The sequence below is a fragment of the Nonomuraea sp. NPDC050663 genome (assembly GCF_044456985.1).
Taxonomy (GTDB): Bacteria; Actinomycetota; Actinomycetes; order Streptosporangiales; family Streptosporangiaceae; genus Nonomuraea.
Map to the genome: position 1 here is coordinate 337,163 of NZ_JBITGL010000004.1, position 15,293 is coordinate 352,455.

At 71.6% G+C, this 15,293-nt stretch carries 13 protein-coding genes; 6 read left to right on the forward strand and 7 right to left on the reverse strand.

Annotated elements, in window-relative coordinates; genetic code table 11:
- Nucleotides 1–9 precede the first annotated feature (9 nt).
- The 4 genes from ACIBH1_RS14875 to ACIBH1_RS14890 are packed head-to-tail and all read left to right on the forward strand — an operon-like array spanning nucleotide 10 to nucleotide 3,549.
- Entirely contained in the window at nucleotides 10–1,809 is a 1,800-nt protein-coding gene (locus tag ACIBH1_RS14875; protein ID WP_397314260.1) for a penicillin-binding transpeptidase domain-containing protein, read from the forward strand.
- Nucleotides 1,806–2,897: a rod shape-determining protein RodA gene (gene rodA / locus ACIBH1_RS14880; protein WP_397314261.1), complete on the forward strand. Its 1,092-nt coding sequence runs from the start codon at nucleotides 1,806–1,808 to the stop codon at nucleotides 2,895–2,897. Before ACIBH1_RS14875 ends, rodA begins: the two co-directional genes overlap by 4 nt.
- Nucleotides 2,876–3,199 carry a fluoride efflux transporter FluC gene (locus ACIBH1_RS14885; RefSeq protein WP_397314262.1) on the forward strand — a complete coding sequence of 108 codons (324 nt, stop codon included), beginning with the start codon at nucleotides 2,876–2,878 and terminating at the stop codon, nucleotides 3,197–3,199. Before rodA ends, ACIBH1_RS14885 begins: the two co-directional genes overlap by 22 nt.
- A complete protein-coding gene (locus tag ACIBH1_RS14890) occupies nucleotides 3,196–3,549 on the forward strand; it encodes a fluoride efflux transporter FluC (protein ID WP_397314263.1) in 354 nt (117 codons plus the stop codon). Before ACIBH1_RS14885 ends, ACIBH1_RS14890 begins: the two co-directional genes overlap by 4 nt.
- Here ACIBH1_RS14890 and ACIBH1_RS14895 read toward each other — a convergent pair.
- The 6 genes from ACIBH1_RS14895 to ACIBH1_RS14920 form a co-directional block, all read right to left on the reverse strand.
- Complete coding sequence (locus ACIBH1_RS14895) at nucleotides 3,531–4,871, reverse strand: sulfatase-like hydrolase/transferase (protein ID WP_397314264.1); 1,341 nt, start codon at nucleotides 4,869–4,871, stop codon at nucleotides 3,531–3,533. The two genes, ACIBH1_RS14890 and ACIBH1_RS14895, sit on opposite strands and share 19 nt — an antisense overlap.
- An 8-nt stretch (nucleotides 4,872–4,879) precedes the next feature.
- The gene (locus tag ACIBH1_RS14900) at nucleotides 4,880–5,686 is read right to left on the reverse strand and encodes a carbohydrate ABC transporter permease (protein WP_397314265.1); all 807 of its coding nucleotides are present in this window, start codon (nucleotides 5,684–5,686) and stop codon (nucleotides 4,880–4,882) included.
- The gene (locus ACIBH1_RS14905; RefSeq protein WP_397314266.1) at nucleotides 5,686–6,543 is read right to left on the reverse strand and encodes a carbohydrate ABC transporter permease; all 858 of its coding nucleotides are present in this window, start codon (nucleotides 6,541–6,543) and stop codon (nucleotides 5,686–5,688) included. Before ACIBH1_RS14905 ends, ACIBH1_RS14900 begins: the two co-directional genes overlap by 1 nt.
- A gap of 10 nt (nucleotides 6,544–6,553) precedes the next feature.
- Nucleotides 6,554–7,810 (reverse strand): ABC transporter substrate-binding protein, encoded by a 1,257-nt coding sequence (locus ACIBH1_RS14910; RefSeq protein WP_397314267.1) that lies wholly within the window; start codon nucleotides 7,808–7,810, stop codon nucleotides 6,554–6,556.
- A 208-nt stretch (nucleotides 7,811–8,018) separates the two neighbouring features.
- On the reverse strand, nucleotides 8,019–8,999 hold the full coding sequence (locus tag ACIBH1_RS14915) for a LacI family DNA-binding transcriptional regulator (RefSeq protein WP_397314268.1): 981 nt from the start codon (nucleotides 8,997–8,999) through the stop codon (nucleotides 8,019–8,021).
- A 296-nt stretch (nucleotides 9,000–9,295) separates the two neighbouring features.
- Nucleotides 9,296–12,751 (reverse strand): BTAD domain-containing putative transcriptional regulator, encoded by a 3,456-nt coding sequence (locus ACIBH1_RS14920; protein WP_397314270.1) that lies wholly within the window; start codon nucleotides 12,749–12,751, stop codon nucleotides 9,296–9,298.
- Nucleotides 12,752–12,846: 95 nt separating this feature from the next.
- On the opposite strand from ACIBH1_RS14920, the gene ACIBH1_RS14925 reads away from it, so the two are divergent.
- Entirely contained in the window at nucleotides 12,847–13,755 is a 909-nt protein-coding gene (locus ACIBH1_RS14925) for a M23 family metallopeptidase (protein ID WP_397314271.1), read from the forward strand.
- An 11-nt stretch (nucleotides 13,756–13,766) separates the two neighbouring features.
- Complete coding sequence (locus ACIBH1_RS14930) at nucleotides 13,767–14,807, forward strand: hypothetical protein (RefSeq protein WP_397314272.1); 1,041 nt, start codon at nucleotides 13,767–13,769, stop codon at nucleotides 14,805–14,807.
- Here ACIBH1_RS14930 and ACIBH1_RS14935 read toward each other — a convergent pair.
- Entirely contained in the window at nucleotides 14,743–15,285 is a 543-nt protein-coding gene (locus ACIBH1_RS14935) for an RNA 2'-phosphotransferase (protein WP_397314273.1), read from the reverse strand. The genes ACIBH1_RS14930 and ACIBH1_RS14935 overlap by 65 nt on opposite strands.
- Between the last annotated feature and the right edge of the window lie 8 nt (nucleotides 15,286–15,293).

The following is a 15,293-nucleotide window of genomic DNA, read 5'->3' on the forward strand; positions in this document are numbered from 1 at the left end:
CTCCGGGTGTTGCGACTGCTGATCGCCGCGCTCATGGTCACCCTCCTGGGCAGGCTCTGGCTGCTGCAGGTGGTCGAGGGCGGCGCCTACACCAAGGCCGCCGCCGACACCCGCACCAGGACGGTCCCGGTGCCCGCCACCCGTGGCCAGATCCTCGACGTGCACCTGCAGCCCCTGGTGGCCAACCGCAGCCGGCCCGTGGTCACGGTCGACCACGTCACGCTCGGGCTGCAGCCCGACGGCGGGCGAGCCGTGCTGACCAGGCTCGCCGGGCTGTTGCGCGTGCCGTACGGGGAGCTGGAGGCCAAGACGCGGCTGTGCGGTCCGGAGGTGGCCCAGCCGTGCTGGCCGGGCTCGCCGTACTCTCCCATTCCCGTCGCCGAGCAGGTCGAGGTGGAGCGGGCCCTGCGCATCGCCGAGCACCCGGGGGACTTTCCCGGCGTGAGCGTCGAGCTGCGCCCGGTGCGCTGGTACCCGCTCGGCTCCGGGGCCGCGCACACGCTCGGCTACCTGCAGGGCGAGCACGGCCAAGCCGGGCTGGAGTCCGCCTACGACCAGGAGCTGGCCGGACGTCCCGGGTCGCGCGACGTCGCCGTCGACAACACCGGCAAGGTCGTGCGCACGATCCAGGAACGGGCACCCGCGCCCGGCGACACCCTGGTCACCAGCATCGACGCGCGCATCCAGCGGATCGCCGAGCGGGCGCTGGCCAAGGCGGTGCCACGGCCGGGCGGCAAGGGCGCGGCCGTGGTGCTGGAGTCGGCGACCGGCCGGGTGGTGGCGCTGGCCTCGCAGCCCACCTACGACCCCGGCGTGTGGACCGACGGCGTGAGCGCCGCCGAGTATCGCGCTCTGCCGCTGCACTCCAGCGCCCTGCAGGGCCAGTGGGCGCCCGGCTCGACGTGGAAGGTCGTCTCGGTGGCGGGAGCGGCTTCGGCGGGGTACCCGCTGGGGGCCGCCTACGACTGCCCGAGCTCCTACACCGTCGGCGACCGGGCCTTCCGCAACTTCGCCTCCGCCGACCTGGGCGAGCTGACGATGCACGGCGCGCTGGTGAAGTCGTGCGACACGATCTTCTACCGGCTCGCCGACGAGTTGTGGCGCAAGGGCGACCAGGCGCTGGAGCGGGCGGCGAAGGGCTTCGCGTTCGGCACGCCCACCGGCGTCGACCTGCCGGGCGAGGGAGCCGGTCTGGTCCCCGACCGCCGCTGGAAGGCAGCCACCGGCGCCGCCAGCTGCAAGCGCGCCGAGAGCGGCTACCCCGAGGAGAAGGACGCCGCCCGCGCCGCCTACCTCACGCGGCTGGCGAAGGACAACTGCCGTTCGGGCGGCGCCTGGCAGGCGGGCGACGCGGCCAACCTCTCGATCGGCCAGGGCGACGTGCTGGTGACCCCGCTCCAGCTGGCCAGGGCCTACGCGGCCGTGGCCAACGGCGGCACGGTCTTCAGCCCGCGCGTCGGCCTCAGGGTGCTGCGCCCGGACGGCGAGGTGGCACGGACCATCACCCCGCCGGTGACCGGCAGGCTGCCCGCCTCCGCGTCGACGCTCGCCTTCGTCCGCGCCGCCCTGGCCGACGTCCCGCGCACCGGCACCGCCTCGGGAGCCTTCGCGGGCTTCCCGTTCGACCGGGCCGCCGTGGCGGGCAAGACCGGCACGGCCGAGGCGTACGGCAGGCAGGACACCTCGTGGTTCGCCTCCTTCGCCCCCGATCCCGGCTACACCGTCGTGGTCGTCGTCTCGGAGGGCGGCAGGGGCGCCGAGGTGGCGGCGCCCGCGGCCAGGGAGATCTGGGAGGGCATCCTGTCATGATCGTTCCCGGGCTCGCGGTGGCCCTGTCAGGCACCGGCCTGCTGCTGGTCTGGTCGGCCACCCGCACCCAGCCCGACCAGTCGCTGCTGGTCAGGCAGGCGGTCGCGGTCGGGCTCGGCCTGGTGCTGATGTGGCTGGTCTCCCGGCTGGACCTGCGGGTGCTGCGCGCCTACGTGCCGCTCGTCTACGCGATCGCCGTCGGCTCGCTGGTCGGCGTGCTCACCCCGCTCGGCGTGCGGGTCAACGGCCAGCACTCGTGGATCGTGCTCGCGCCCGGCGTGCAGTTCCAGCCCGCCGAGTTCGCCAAGCTCGCCCTGGTGCTGGCGCTGGCGATGCCCCTGGGCGAACTACGCGAGGGCGAACGCCGCCCCGGCCTCGGCGCGGTGCTGACCGCGCTGGTGCTGGCGGCGATCCCCATGGCGCTGATCGTGCTGCAGCCCGACCCTGGCACGCTCATCGTCTTCTGCGCGATCCTGGCCGGGGTCATCCTGGTCTCCGGCGCACGGCTGCGCTGGCTGGCCGTCCTGGCCTTCGGCGCCGCCGCGACGGTCGTGGCCGCCTGGCAGGCCGGGCTGGTCAGGCCGCACCACGTGGAGCGGCTGATGGTGCTGGTCGACCCGGCCTCCTACGCCTCCGGCATCGGCTACAACGCCGCCCAGGCCCGCATCGCGATCGGCTCCGGAGGGCTGGCGGGCAAGGGGCTGTTCAACGGCGAGCAGACGGCCGGGCACTTCGTGCCCGAGCAGCACACCGACTTCATCTTCACCGTGGCGGGCGAGGAGCTCGGCTTCGCCGGGGGCGCGGCGATCGTGGTCCTGCTCGGCGTGCTGCTGTGGCGAGGCGTGGGCATCGCCGCGCGCAGCGGCTCGCCGTACGGGAAGGTCGTGGCGGGCGGAGTGGTGTGCTGGCTGGCGGCGCAGAGCTTCGTCAACGTCGGCATGACGCTGGGGCTGCTGCCGATCATCGGGGTGCCGCTGCCGCTCGTCTCCTACGGCGGCTCCTCGACCGTCGCGTGCCTCGTCGCGGTGGGTCTGCTGGAGGCGGTCCGCCGTGGTAGAGCTTCCGCATGGGCAAGAGACTTGGAGTGATCTGCGCGGGCGGCGTGATCGGCGCGCTCGGCCGCTACGGCCTGGGGTCGCTGATGCCTGGCATCTGGACCACCTTCGTGGTCAACGTCGTGGGCTGCTTCCTCATCGGGGTCGTCATGGCGCGAACGCCGCGCGAGCTGCCCCGGCTGTTCCTGACCACGGGGGTGCTCGGAGGGTTCACCACGTTCTCGGCCTACTCCGTCGACGTGCTGCGCAGCGGGCAGTGGCTGTACCTGGCGGGCACGCTGGTGTGCGCGCTGCTGGCCGTACAGGGCGGTCTGGCGCTGGGAGAGCGGCGGTGAACGTGCTGCTCGTGATCATGGGGGCCGCGGTCGGGGCGCCGCTGCGCTACCTGGCCGACCAGGCGGTCAAGGCCCGCTACTCGGGCTCGTTCCCCTTCGGGACACTGGTGGTCAACGTGGCGGGTTCCGGGTTGCTGGGGTTCCTGGTCGGGCTGCCCGCGCCGACGCCGGTCATGGCGGCGCTGGGCAGCGGGTTGTGCGGGGCGCTGACCACCTACTCGACGTTCGGCCACGAGACCGTACGGCTGGCGCTGGGCAGGGAGCGCGGCCGGGCGACGCTGTACGCACTGGGCAGCGTCGCCCTCGGCCTGGCGGCCGCGTGGGGCGGTCTTCAGCTCGGGCGCTGGTGACCGAATCGTTTGGGGGTCAAGGGTGTCGCCCTCGCCGTCGTGTCACTCGACTGGCGGCCCTGCGCCCACGGGGCGGCGAGGATCCGCGGCTCCGCCTCCCCCGCCTGGACCATCCGGCGCAGCAGCCTGCCCCGCAGCTCGGCCGCCACGGCGGCGTGCGACGCCATCCCGGCCAGGTTGACCAGCTCGTGCGGGTCGCTGTCGAGGTCGTAGAGCGCCTGCTCGCGATAGCTGCCGGCCGACGGGTCGTCCCAGCCGTCGGCGTCGTCGGCGACCACGTAGTACTTCCACCGCGACGTGCGGATGCCCCGCCCCACCTCTGACTCGCTGACCTGGAAGAACACCTCGTCCGGCGCCTGCGGGGAGCGCAGCGGCGAACCCTGCATCTCCTGCGGCACCTCCAGCCCGGCCGCCTGGAGCAGGGTGGGCGGCAGGTCGATGGTGCTGACCGGCCGGGTGATCGCGCCCCCGCCGTCGAAACCGGGACCACGCAGCACCAGCGGCACCCTGAGCGAGGCGTCATGGCACGACCGTTTGTACTCGCCGTTGCGGGTCTTGAAATGGCTGCCGTGGTCGGCGGTGTAGGCGACGATCGTGTCGTCGAGCAGGTCCATGCTCCTCAGCGCGTCGAGCAGCCTGCCCAGCCCCTCGTCGAGGCGCTTGATCTGGCCCAGGTAGCCGCCCAGGTGCTGGGCCGCCGTGCCGCCGAGCGCGGCCAGGTCGGGTGGCAGCCAGCGGCCCTGGTACCTCTCCTCGTAGCCGTCGGGCGCCGGGTAGTTGTCGACCTCGTTCTGGTGGTGCGGCTCCAGGAAGGAGACGAACAGGAAGAACGGCTCGTCGTGATGGTCGGCGATGAACCGCACGGCCGCATCGACCAGCGCGTCGGAACGGTAGCCGGGCAGCATGACCGGCTCGCCCGCATCGTCGAACACGACCGTGCGGTAGGCGTCGGAGGTGAACTCCAGCAGGTTGGCGGCCAGCCACGACTGGTAGCCACCCCGCTCCTCCGGCGGCACCGGATCCTGCGAGGCCAGGTGCCACTTGCCGATGTATCCGGTCGCGTAGCCCGCGCGGTCGAAGTGGTGGGCCAGGGTGCGCTCCGACTCGGGGAGCACGCGGTCGTTGCGGTAGACCCCGGTCGTCGTGGGGTAACGGCCCGTCTGCAACGCCGCCCTGGCCGGGGCGCAGACCGGCTGCGGGGTGAGCGCGACCGTGGCCTGCGTGCCGTACCTCGCCATGCGGTCGAGCGTGGGGGTGAACTCCGGGCCGACGGTGTCCCACCGTTGCTGGTCGGTGAGCAGCACGATGACATTGGGTGACAAACGTTCTCCTAGCGAAGGCCGGTCAGGGTGATGCCGCGCACGAAGTAGCGCTGGCTGACCAGGAACAGGATGGCAGTCGGGACGAAAAGGATCACCGAGCCGGCGGCGGTGAGGTGCCAGAGGGTGAAGTACTCCTGGTTGAACAGGGTCAGGCCGACCGGGATGGTGCGCATCTCCGGCGTGGTGGTCGCCACCAGCGGCCACAGGAACTCGTTCCACTGGAAGACGAACGTGAACAGGCCCAGGACGGCCAGCGCGGGCTTGGTCTGCGGCAGGATGATCTTCCGGTAGATCCTGAACTCCGACGCGCCGTCCACCCGCGCCGCGCTGATCAGGTCGTCGGGGATGGGCTGGATGAACTGGCGCATCAGGAAGATGCCGAAGGCGTCCATCAGGAACGGGGTGATCAGCCCCTGGAAGGTGTTGAGCCAGCCGAGCTGGGCCATCAGCACGTAGAGCGGGATCATCCGCACGAAGAACGGCACCATCAGCGTGGCCAGCAGCGCCACGAACAGCGTGTTGCGCAGCGGGAAGCGGAACTTGGCGAACACGTAGCCGACCAGCGGGTCGAACAGCAGATGCGCCAGGGTGATCCCGCCCGCCACGACGAAGCTGTTGACGATGAAGTTGCCGAAGGGCGCCTTGACGAACAGCTCCGCGTAGTTGGCCCACTGAGGGTTCTCCGGCCAGAGCACCGCCTGCGCCGACAGGGTCTCGGCCTCCGTCTGCAGCGATAGCGACACCATGTAGACCAGCGGCGCGACCATGACCACCGACATCACGCTCAGCAGCGTGTAGAGGGCGACGCGCACCATCAGTAGGTCACCTCCCCGCGCTTGCCCGCCCGCAACTGCACCAGCGTGAACAGCACGATCACGACCAGGAGCAGCACCGACTGCGCCGAGGAGTAGCCGAAGTCGCGCGTCTTGAAGGCGGTGGCGTAGATGTGGAACACCGACAGGTCGGTGGCGTCGCCGGGGCCCCCGTTGGTGATGATGTAGGCCTGCCCGAAAGCCTGCAGGCCCGAGATCACCGCCATCACGCTGACGAACAACGTCGTCGGCGCCAGCAGCGGCAGCGTGATCCGCCAGAACCGCTGCCACGCGTTCGCGCCGTCGATCCTGGCCGCCTCCTGGTAGGTCTCCGGGATGCCCTGCAGTCCCGCCAGGAACAGCACCATCGTGTAGCCGACCGTCTGCCACAGGGTGACGCCGACGATCGTGGCCAGCGGGTGCTCGTTGAGCCACTGCTGGTCCAGGCCGAGCCGGTTGAGGACCCCGAGCTGCGGGTCGAGGATGTTGCGCCACAGCAGGCCGACGATGGCGACCGAGGTCAGGTACGGCACCAGCAGCATGGCGCGGAAGCTGACGCGGCCCTTCAGAGGCTGGTCCAGCGCCAGCGCCAGGAGCAGGCCGAACACCAGAGACCCGGCCACCACGCCGCCCGAGAAGCCGAGCGTCACCAGGAAGGAGTGGCGCACGGACGGATCGGCCAGGGCGTCCGCGTAGTTCGACAGGCCCGCGAACACGTCGGCCTGCGGGCCGGTGTGCAGGCTGGTGGCGATGACGTTCGCGATCGGGACGTAGAAGAACGCGGTGAAGAAGACGAGCGCCGGCAGGAGGAAGAGGTAGGCCGTGCGCGCGTACCTCGCCGACAGGCTGACGGATCTCATGGCCGCACGCTCACTTCAGGAACCCGGCGGCCGTTTGACGGAGCTTGGTGACGGCCAGGTCGGCGGGCTCGTTCTGGATGACCACCGACTGGTACATCACCTTCAGCGCCTCGTCGTACTTGCCGCTCTGCCCCGTCAGCCGGATCTCCTCGGTGGAGTCCCGCGCCACCGCCAGCGCCTCGCTGAACGCCTTGGTGATCGGGTCGTTCTGCACCTCGGGCAGCTCGGCCCAGGACTTGCGCGGCATCAGCATGCCCACCTCCTTCGTGGCGGCCTGCTCGACCTCCAGGGCGGTGACGCGCTTGATGAAGTCCCACGACAACTCGGGCCTGGCGGCCTTCGACGGCACGAAGAGGCTGACGCCCGCAGCGTTGGTGGCCTGCTCCTTGCCGGTCAGCGGCGCGGCGACGCCGATCTCGATGTCGGGGCTCGTCTGCCGGATCGGGCCCAGGTCCCACGGACCCGTGATGATCATCGCGGCGCGCTTGGCGGAGAAGAGCTTCTGCGGCCCCGAGTAGTCGGTGCTGGAGACCGGGACGGGAGCGACCTTGTGCTTGTGCACGAGCTCGGCCTGGAACCGCATCGCCTCGACGGCCTGGTCGACCGGGGTGAGCACCTCTTTGGTGGCCGGGTCGTAGATGCGCACGCCGTTCTGCATCAGCCAGGGGTTCACGTAGCCGTGGTCCTGGTTGAGCGCGGTGCCGTACACGCCGTCCTTGGTCAGCTTCCTGGCCGCGTCGAGGAACTCCTGCCAGGTGGTGGGCGGCTCGACGCCCGCCTCGGCGAGCATCTGCTTGTTGTAGACGAGGAGGGTGGCCGTGAAGTGCAGCTGCACGCCGTACACCTGGCCGTTGAAGGAGTTGCGGCTGACCGTGGCCTCGCGCCAATCGGCGGGGAAGCCCATCGCGGCGCCGTCCTTGTCGACGAAGTCCTGCAACGAGCGGGCGTTGCCGCTGATCGCGAACTCCTGCACCCAGCCGCCCGGCTCCTCCACCAGGTCGGGCACGGTGCCGGAGGCGAAGTCGGCCAGCAGGCGGGTGCGCAGGTCGGGCCACTGGTACTTCTGGAAGTTGACCTTGACCTTGTGCGCGGCCTCGAACTCGGCGATCACCTTGCGGTAGGCCTGGTAGTCGTGGCCGGCGTTCCAGTAGACGGTGAAGGTGCCTGGGCTCTGGCCCTGCGAGGCGGCGGGGGGCGCCCCCGCGCAGGCGGTCAGGACGGCCGAGGCTCCGAGGAGCTGCAGCATTTCACGGCGGGAGAGGGTCATGGTGGGGGCTCCTTGACATCGTGGGGAGAACCGCGCTCGATGGAGGTCGTCCATGGGACGAGCCGCGCTCGGTGCGGGCCGTCTTGGGACGAGCCGCTCTTCGCGCGGGCCGCCGTGAGACGAGCCGCTCGATGACGGGCCGCCTCAGGCCGAACCGCGCTCGATGACGGGCCGCCTCAGGCCGAACCGCGCTCGATGACGGGCCGCCTCAGGCCGAACCGCGCTGGATGAAGGTCCAGGAACGCACGATCTGCCGGGGAGGCGGTGGCCGCTCGGCCAGCAGCCGGTCGAACAGCAGCCGCGCCACGTCGCTGTAGTCGTGGCGCAGCGGGCCGACGGTGCTGAGCTGCGGCTTGGAGATGAGACCCTCGTCGATGTTGCCGACGCCGATGACCGCCACGTCGTACGGCACGCGCAGGCCCGCGTCCCTGACCGCCCAGATCGCGCTGACGGCCGCCCGGTCGGAGGCCGCGAAGATCGCGTCGGGCCGGTCGGGACCCGACAGCAGTTCCGCGGTGGCCTGGTAGGCCGCCACGCGGTCCTCGGCCCCGGCGACCACGGTGGGTTCGCGGCCGGCCAGCGCCTTGAGATAGCCCGCCATGCGGCCGGTGGGCTGCTCCCGGTACAGCTCGTAGCGGTGCGACAGGTAGACGATCTTGCTGCGGCCCTGGGCCACGAGGTGCCTGACGGCCTGCTCGCACGGCTCCTCCTCGGGCGTGCGCACCACGTCGCACCCCTCAGGCACGTCGCCGTCACGCATCACGACCATCGGCAGGCGAATCCCGGCCAGCATCTCGCCGGTCAGATGCTCGCCGCCGTTGACCAGGACTCCGTCGGCGATGCCGCTGCGCAGCAGCTCGACCGCCGCCTCGGCGCGCTCGCGCGAGTAGACGGCCAGGGTGAGCACCGAGTAGCCGTGGCTGTCGGCCATCTCGTGCAGATCCCTGGCCAGCCGGTCCTCGGTCGGCACCCCGCCCGCGGTGGGCTGGAGCAGGCAGACCCGCTGGGTGCGCTGCTTGCGCAAGCTCCTGGCGGCCTGGTTCGGGGTATAGCCCAGCTCCTTGGCCGCCTCGAGGACCCGCTTGCGAGTCTCGGCGGCCACCGGGCGATCCCGGCCGCTCAGCACATACGACACCGTGGCGACCGAGACACCGGCGCGCTCCGCGACATGCTTGGCGGTTGGTCTCATGCTATACGAATAACATACTTAAACCCACCTGGAAAGTTGGGAATCATTTCGCCTCCTAGCTGGAGCAGAATGCTCGCACCCTCGCCTCGGCAGTCGTAAAGCTCGACGCCTGATTTAATCGTTTAACATCGCTGGCCGCTTGTCCAGACCCACCCGCTACCTCGCTCAGCCGCTACCTCGCTCAGCCGCTACCTCGCTCAGCCGCTGCCGGGTTCGGGCGCTGCCGGGTTCGGGCGCTGCCGGGCTCAGCCGCTGCCGGGCTCAGCCGCCGCCGTCCGGCCCGGCCGCTGCCGGGTTCAGGCGCGCGGTAGCCGGCCCAGGAGCTCCGTCGAAGCCGCCGCGCCACTCCGATCGCCCAGTTCCTTGAAGATCGCCCGAGCCCGCTCCAGCCGCGCCGATGCCACCGCCCACTCGCCGCGCGCGGCATGCAGCCCGGCCAGCCCCTGCAGGGCGTACGCGCCGCAATGCCGGTCCCCCAGCCCATCGAACAGGTCCAGGGCGCGCGACTGCAACGCCATCGCCTGATCCGGCTCGGCACGCAACTCGTGCAGGCGGCCCGCCTGGATCGACACGCAGCCCTCCCGATGCGGGTCCCCCAGCTCTCGCGCCAGGCGCATGGCCTGCCCTAGCCAGGTCGACGCCTGATCGAGGTCACCGGAACCGAGCCAGACCCGCCCGATCGCCTGTCGCGCGTAAGCCTCCGCGCCCAGGTCGCCGAGCGACAGGAACATCCCCAGGGCGCTGCCGAAATGCCCCAGCGCGAGCGCCGGGCGCCCCCGGAACTGGCTCACCGCGCCCAGACCGCAGATGGAGATGGCCTCGGCCCGCCGGTCCCCCATCTCCTGGAAGATCCGGCGCGCCTCGGCGAACTGGCCCTCCGCCTCGCCGTACCTGTCCTGGTAGAGGCTCACCTGGCCGAGCCCGCGCAACATCGCCGCCTCGCCGTACAGATCACCGGCCGCCCGCGCCGCATCCAGCGCCACCGCGTGGCTGTCATGCCAGCAGCGCAGCTGGCATCGCAGGTCGTAGTACGGCACCAGCGCGGCGGCCAGCGCCCACGCCGAACCCGGCGGCCCCACCTCGGCCGCCAGCCGCACCGTCTCCGCCAACGTCTCGCGCTCCGCCTCGAACCACGCCACCGGATCAGCGGTCAACCTGCCCAGCGTCGCCTCGGGCAGCCGCCAGGCGGGGGTGGTGGTGGCAGGGGTGAGGGTGAAGACCGTCGTGGGGAGGCGAGCGGTGGCACTTTGCGTGGCGACCGTCCAGCCAGAGATCACGCGAGCCAGGGTGAGACGGTCGGGCGGCAGCGTGGCGGCGTGACGTCGCACCAGATCGGGCAGGCGGTAACGGGGTTGCCCGAGCGGGTCGGCACCGGCGGGGTCCAGGAGCCCGGCGTCCACAAGGAGATCGGCCAGGTGCTCGGCCCGGGGGGCGGCCAGGTACTCGGCACGGGGGACGGAGAGGGGGCCGGACCTGGGGTCGGCACGGGGGTCGGCCCAGGGCTCGGTCGCGGCCGAGGCCGCCCATCGCTCGCCCCAGTGCTCGGTGTCGGATGAGCCCAGCCATCGCTCGCCCCAGTGCTCAGTGTCGGACGAGGCCCACCGCTCACCCCCGCGAGTGTCGGCCCGGCGTCCGCCCATCCACGACACTGCGCTCTCGGGCCACGGAACGCCGGCCAGCTGGGGACCGGCCTCGTGGAGCAGGGTGGCGAGCAGCCAGCCGGGCAGTGGGCGGTCGCCGAGCAGGCTCAGGGTGGCGAAGGGCCGGGCGAGGTCCTCGGGGAGGCGGCGGAAGGTCTGGCCCAGGACCGCACGGACCTGCCTGAGCTCGGTCAGGGGGTGCTCGTCGAGGCGCTGGGCGAGCATCTCCAGCGTCCACCCGGGACGGGCGAGCAGACGGGCACCGGCGTCGCGGATCGCCAGTGGTAATCGCCCACACGCCGCAACGACCGCCCGCGCGGCCGCCTCAGCCCGCGTCGCCACCTCACCCGCCGTCACCTCAGCCCGTGTCACCGCCTCACGCGGCGACGTCTCGGCCCGCGTCGCCATTGGCCCCGTCGCTCCAAGTCGCGGCACCGCTTGCTGCACCGCGTCGTCCGGCGCCTCCCCCAGCCGCGCCCCAGCCCGCTTCGCCACCCCACGCGCCGTCACCTCAGCCCGCGCAGCCACCTCAGCCCACGCAGCCGCCTCACGCGGCGACGTCTCGGCCCGCGCCACCATCGGCCCCGTCGCCCCATGTCGCGGCACCGCTCGCTGCACCGCGTCGTCCAGTGCCTCCCCCACCCGCGCCCCAGCCCGTACACCCTGCGCGTCTGGCGAGGTGGTGCTCGGGTGCAGGTGCTCGGCGCCGATGATGCGGCCCAGGAGTTCCACCGCGTCCGCCTCCGGCAGCGGTCCCAGGTGGTGGAGGCGGGCGCCTGGGAGGGTGGTGATCCTCTGGCGGCTGGTGACGATCACGACCGAGCCGTTGCCGGGCAGCAGTGGCTCGATCTGGGTGGCGTCCCGGGCGTCGTCGAGGAGCAGGAGCACGGGCCGCTCGGCGAGTTGCGACCGTAGCAGGGCGGCGCGCTCGTGAAGGTTTCCTGCCGGGATGAGGCCCAGCGCCCTGAGTGCCTGGCCGAGCAGGTCCTCGGGCTCCCTTTCGCCCAGCGTAAGGTGCAGCTGGCCGGTGGGGAAGGTGTGCTTGAGGCGGTGGGCCAGCCGTACGGCCAGGGCCGACTTGCCGACGCCGGGCGGGCCGGAGATGACGGTCAGGGGGTGGGTCGGAGTGAGCGTGTCGAGCTCGGCGGCGCGCCCGACGAAGTCGGCGATGTCGGGGGGAAGCTGGCGGGGCGTGGGCCAGGCGGGGTCGGGGAGGGGGAGGCGGGCTCGCTCGCGGGCGGAGGGGAGGGCGGGATCGGCCTGCTCAAGGGCGGCGGGACGCTGATCGAGGACGGCCGGATCGAGGGCGGCCGGACGCGCGAGACCAGTTGGATCGAGGGCCGCCGGATGCGCGAGACCAGCCTGAGCGAGGGCGGCCGGACGCGCGAGGCCGGCCTGAGCGAGGGCGGCAGAGGGAGCGGGAGGCGGCGGTTCCTCCCCCAGGATCGTCTGGTGGCAGCGTCGCAGTTCCGCCCCGGGCTCGACGCCCAGCTCCCCCACCAACTGCTCGCGCACCTCGTGGAAGGCCCGCAGTGCCTCCGCCTTCCTGCCCGCCGCGTGCAGGGCGATCATGAGCCGCTGCCACAGGTCCTCCCGGTACGGGTGCTCCCCGATGAGCACCCGTACCTCCGCCGCCGCCTCGCCGTACCGGCCCGCCGCCATGAAGCGGGCGATCACCTCGTCCGCGACGCGGAGCCGTACGGCCTGGATGTGGTCGAGGCGGCGCGTCCAGACGGCGCATTCGGGCAGGTCGGCGAGGGGGGTGCCGCGCCAGAGGGACAGGGCGGCCTCGGGTTCGCCGAGGGCGGCGAGGTCCTCGAAGACCTGGAGGTCGAGGGCGCCGTCGGGGACGTCGACGGCGTAGCCGCTGCCCTCGGCGCGGATGGCGCCGATGACGGGGCGCAGGGAGCTGACGTAGGTGCGGATGTTGGCGTGGGCGGAGCGGGGCGGGCGGTCGGGCCAGAGCGCCTCGACGAGGCGGTCGGCGGGGACGACGTGGCCTGCGTCGAGGAGCAGGGAGGCCAGCAGCATGCGTGGTTTGCGGCCCGAGATGCGGACCGGGCGGCCGCCGGATCGTACTTCCAGCGGGCCGAGCACGTGGAAGGTGAGCATCTGTGCCCCCTTGGAGGACCTGACAGCCCTTTGTATCGGTTCTGGACGATCCGTGTGCGGCTTCTGGTGATCCTGATTTCCAGAAAGGAGCACCCATGAAACTCAGAGTCGTCGCTCTCGCCGTCTTCCTTGCTCTGGGTACGGCCACGTCCGCGGCCGCCGACCCGGAACCCGCGGCGCCGGAGGAGGAGGTCTCCATCCTGGCCACCAACTTCCAGCTCCCCTTCCCCTGCGGCCAGAGCTGGGCGGGCAACTCCAGCTCCAGCTCCGCCCACCAGTCCTGGGAGATCGACTTCAACCGCGGCAGCTCCCCCGACGCCGACCTCGGTGACCCGGTGGTGGCCGCGGCGTCCGGCACGGTGGTGATCTCGGCTCACCAGGGTTCCACGAACGGCTTCGGCAACCTCGTCAAGATCGACCACGGCAGCGGCTGGGCGACCTACTACGCCCACCTCAACACCCGCTCGGTCAGCGCGGGCCAGGCCGTGTCGCAGGGCCAGCAGATCGGCACGGTCGGCAAGACGAGCAGGCCGGGCAACAACATCAGCGCGCACCTGCACTACGAGGTACGGCAGGGCGACGGCTACCCGGGCAACATCCGCAAGGCCGTCTTCAACGGCGTGACCTTCGGCTACCCCAACCAGACGGTCACCTCGAACAACTGCGGCGGCAGCACCAACCCCTACACCCCGGCCGAGGTGTGCGGCAGCGGCTACAACGTGGTCGACTCGGCGGGTCTGGGCACGGCGGGCACGGTCTACCTGCTGTACAACAACTCCAACGGCTACAACTGCGTGGTCACGCTGAAGCGCACCTCGCTGGGCACCCCGACGGCTGTCACGGCCTATCTGGAGGTGCAGGGCAGTTCGCGGATCACCGACAGCGGCAATTTCGGCTACTACGCGGGGCCGGTGCGCGCGGCGGCTCCCGGCAAGTGCGTGAAGTGGGGCGGCAAGGCGGGCTCGTCCGTCTACGACAGCCCGTTCGAGCACTGTGGTAGCTAATGTAATGATTTGTGAAGATCAGTGAGGCACGGGCGGTGGCCGCGGACTGGGTCCTGGGTCACCGCCACACCATTGCGGACTACGGCGGCGCCTACTTCAGCGGCTCGGCCGTCTGGGCGGGCGACGACGAGGAGTTGCCCGTCTCCTCCGATGTCGACGTCATGGTGCTGACACCCGCAAAGCTGGGCAAGTTCCGCCACCACGGGGTGCTGATCGAGGTCAGCGCGGTGGGTTGGGATCGGCTGGGCTCGGCCGAGCAGGTGCTGGGCTCGTATCACGTGGCCGGGGCCTTCCGCCCCGGCGCGGACACCGTCATCGACGATCCGACAGGGCGGTTGACGGCGTTGCGCCGGGACGTCGCTCCCCTGTACGGCCAGGCGCACTGGGTACGGCGGCGCTGCGCGGACGCGGAGGAGGGTGTGGCGGCCTTCGCGTCCAGGGCGGCCGAGGGTTCCGGGACGTGGCCGCAGCTGGTCACCTCGTGGTTGTTCGGCTGCGGGGTGACGACCCACGTGCTGCTGACGGCGGGCTTGCGCAACCCCACGGTGCGCAAGCGCTACAGCGCGGTCCTGGCACTGCTGCGCGCGCACGGCATGGAGGGCTTCCACACCGACCTGCTGGACCTGCTGGGCTGCGCGGACTGGACCCCGGCGCGAACACTCCACCACCTGGACGCGCTCACGGAGGTCTTCGACCGGACGGCGCTGCTGAAGGAGCGGGACTTCCCCTTCGCCGCCGACCTGACCGCCGAGTCGAGGCCCGTCGCCATCGACGGCAGCCGCGAGCTCATCGAGCGGGGCGAGCACCGGGAGGCCGTCTTCTGGATCGTCGCCACCTACTCCCGATGCCTTCAGGCGCTGGGGCTCGACTCCGACGCCGGGTTCAATGCGCTGCTGGCCGATCTGGGGATCGATCGGGCCGCGCTGCCGGACCGGGCGCGTGCCGTACTGGACTTCCTGCCCCCGCTCAGGGAGCGGGCTGAGGCGATCATCCGGGAAAGCGCAGATACTCCGCCGGGACCCGGTCGGTCAGCCACACCCCGTTCGCGCTGAGGTAGAACGGGTGGCCGGCGGCGTGCATGGCGTCGGCGTCGACGACCAGGACCACCGCGACCCCGCGACGCGAGCCGACACGGACCGCGGTCTCGCGGTCGGGCGACAGGTGGACGTGGTGGCGTGACATGGCGCGCAGGCCCTCGTCGCGGATGGCGGGCAGGCTGCGGCCGACCGTGCCGTGGTAGAGGATCGCGGGCGGGCGGACCGCCTCCAGGCCGAGCTCGACGTCGACGCTGTGGCCCTGGCTGGCCCTGATGCGCTCGTCGGTGATGATGTAGCGGCGTTTGTCGTTGGTGATCACGACGTGGTCGAGCTCGTCGCGGGTGATCGGGAAGCCGTGTGTCCTGGCGGCTTCGAGGAGGGTGTCGACCTTGACCCAGCCGCCTTCGTCGAGGGTGAGGCCGATGCGCTCGGGCTCGTGGCGCAGGTGTTTGGCGAGATATTTCGATATTCGCACCATTCGTTTCTCTTCCATCGCGCCAG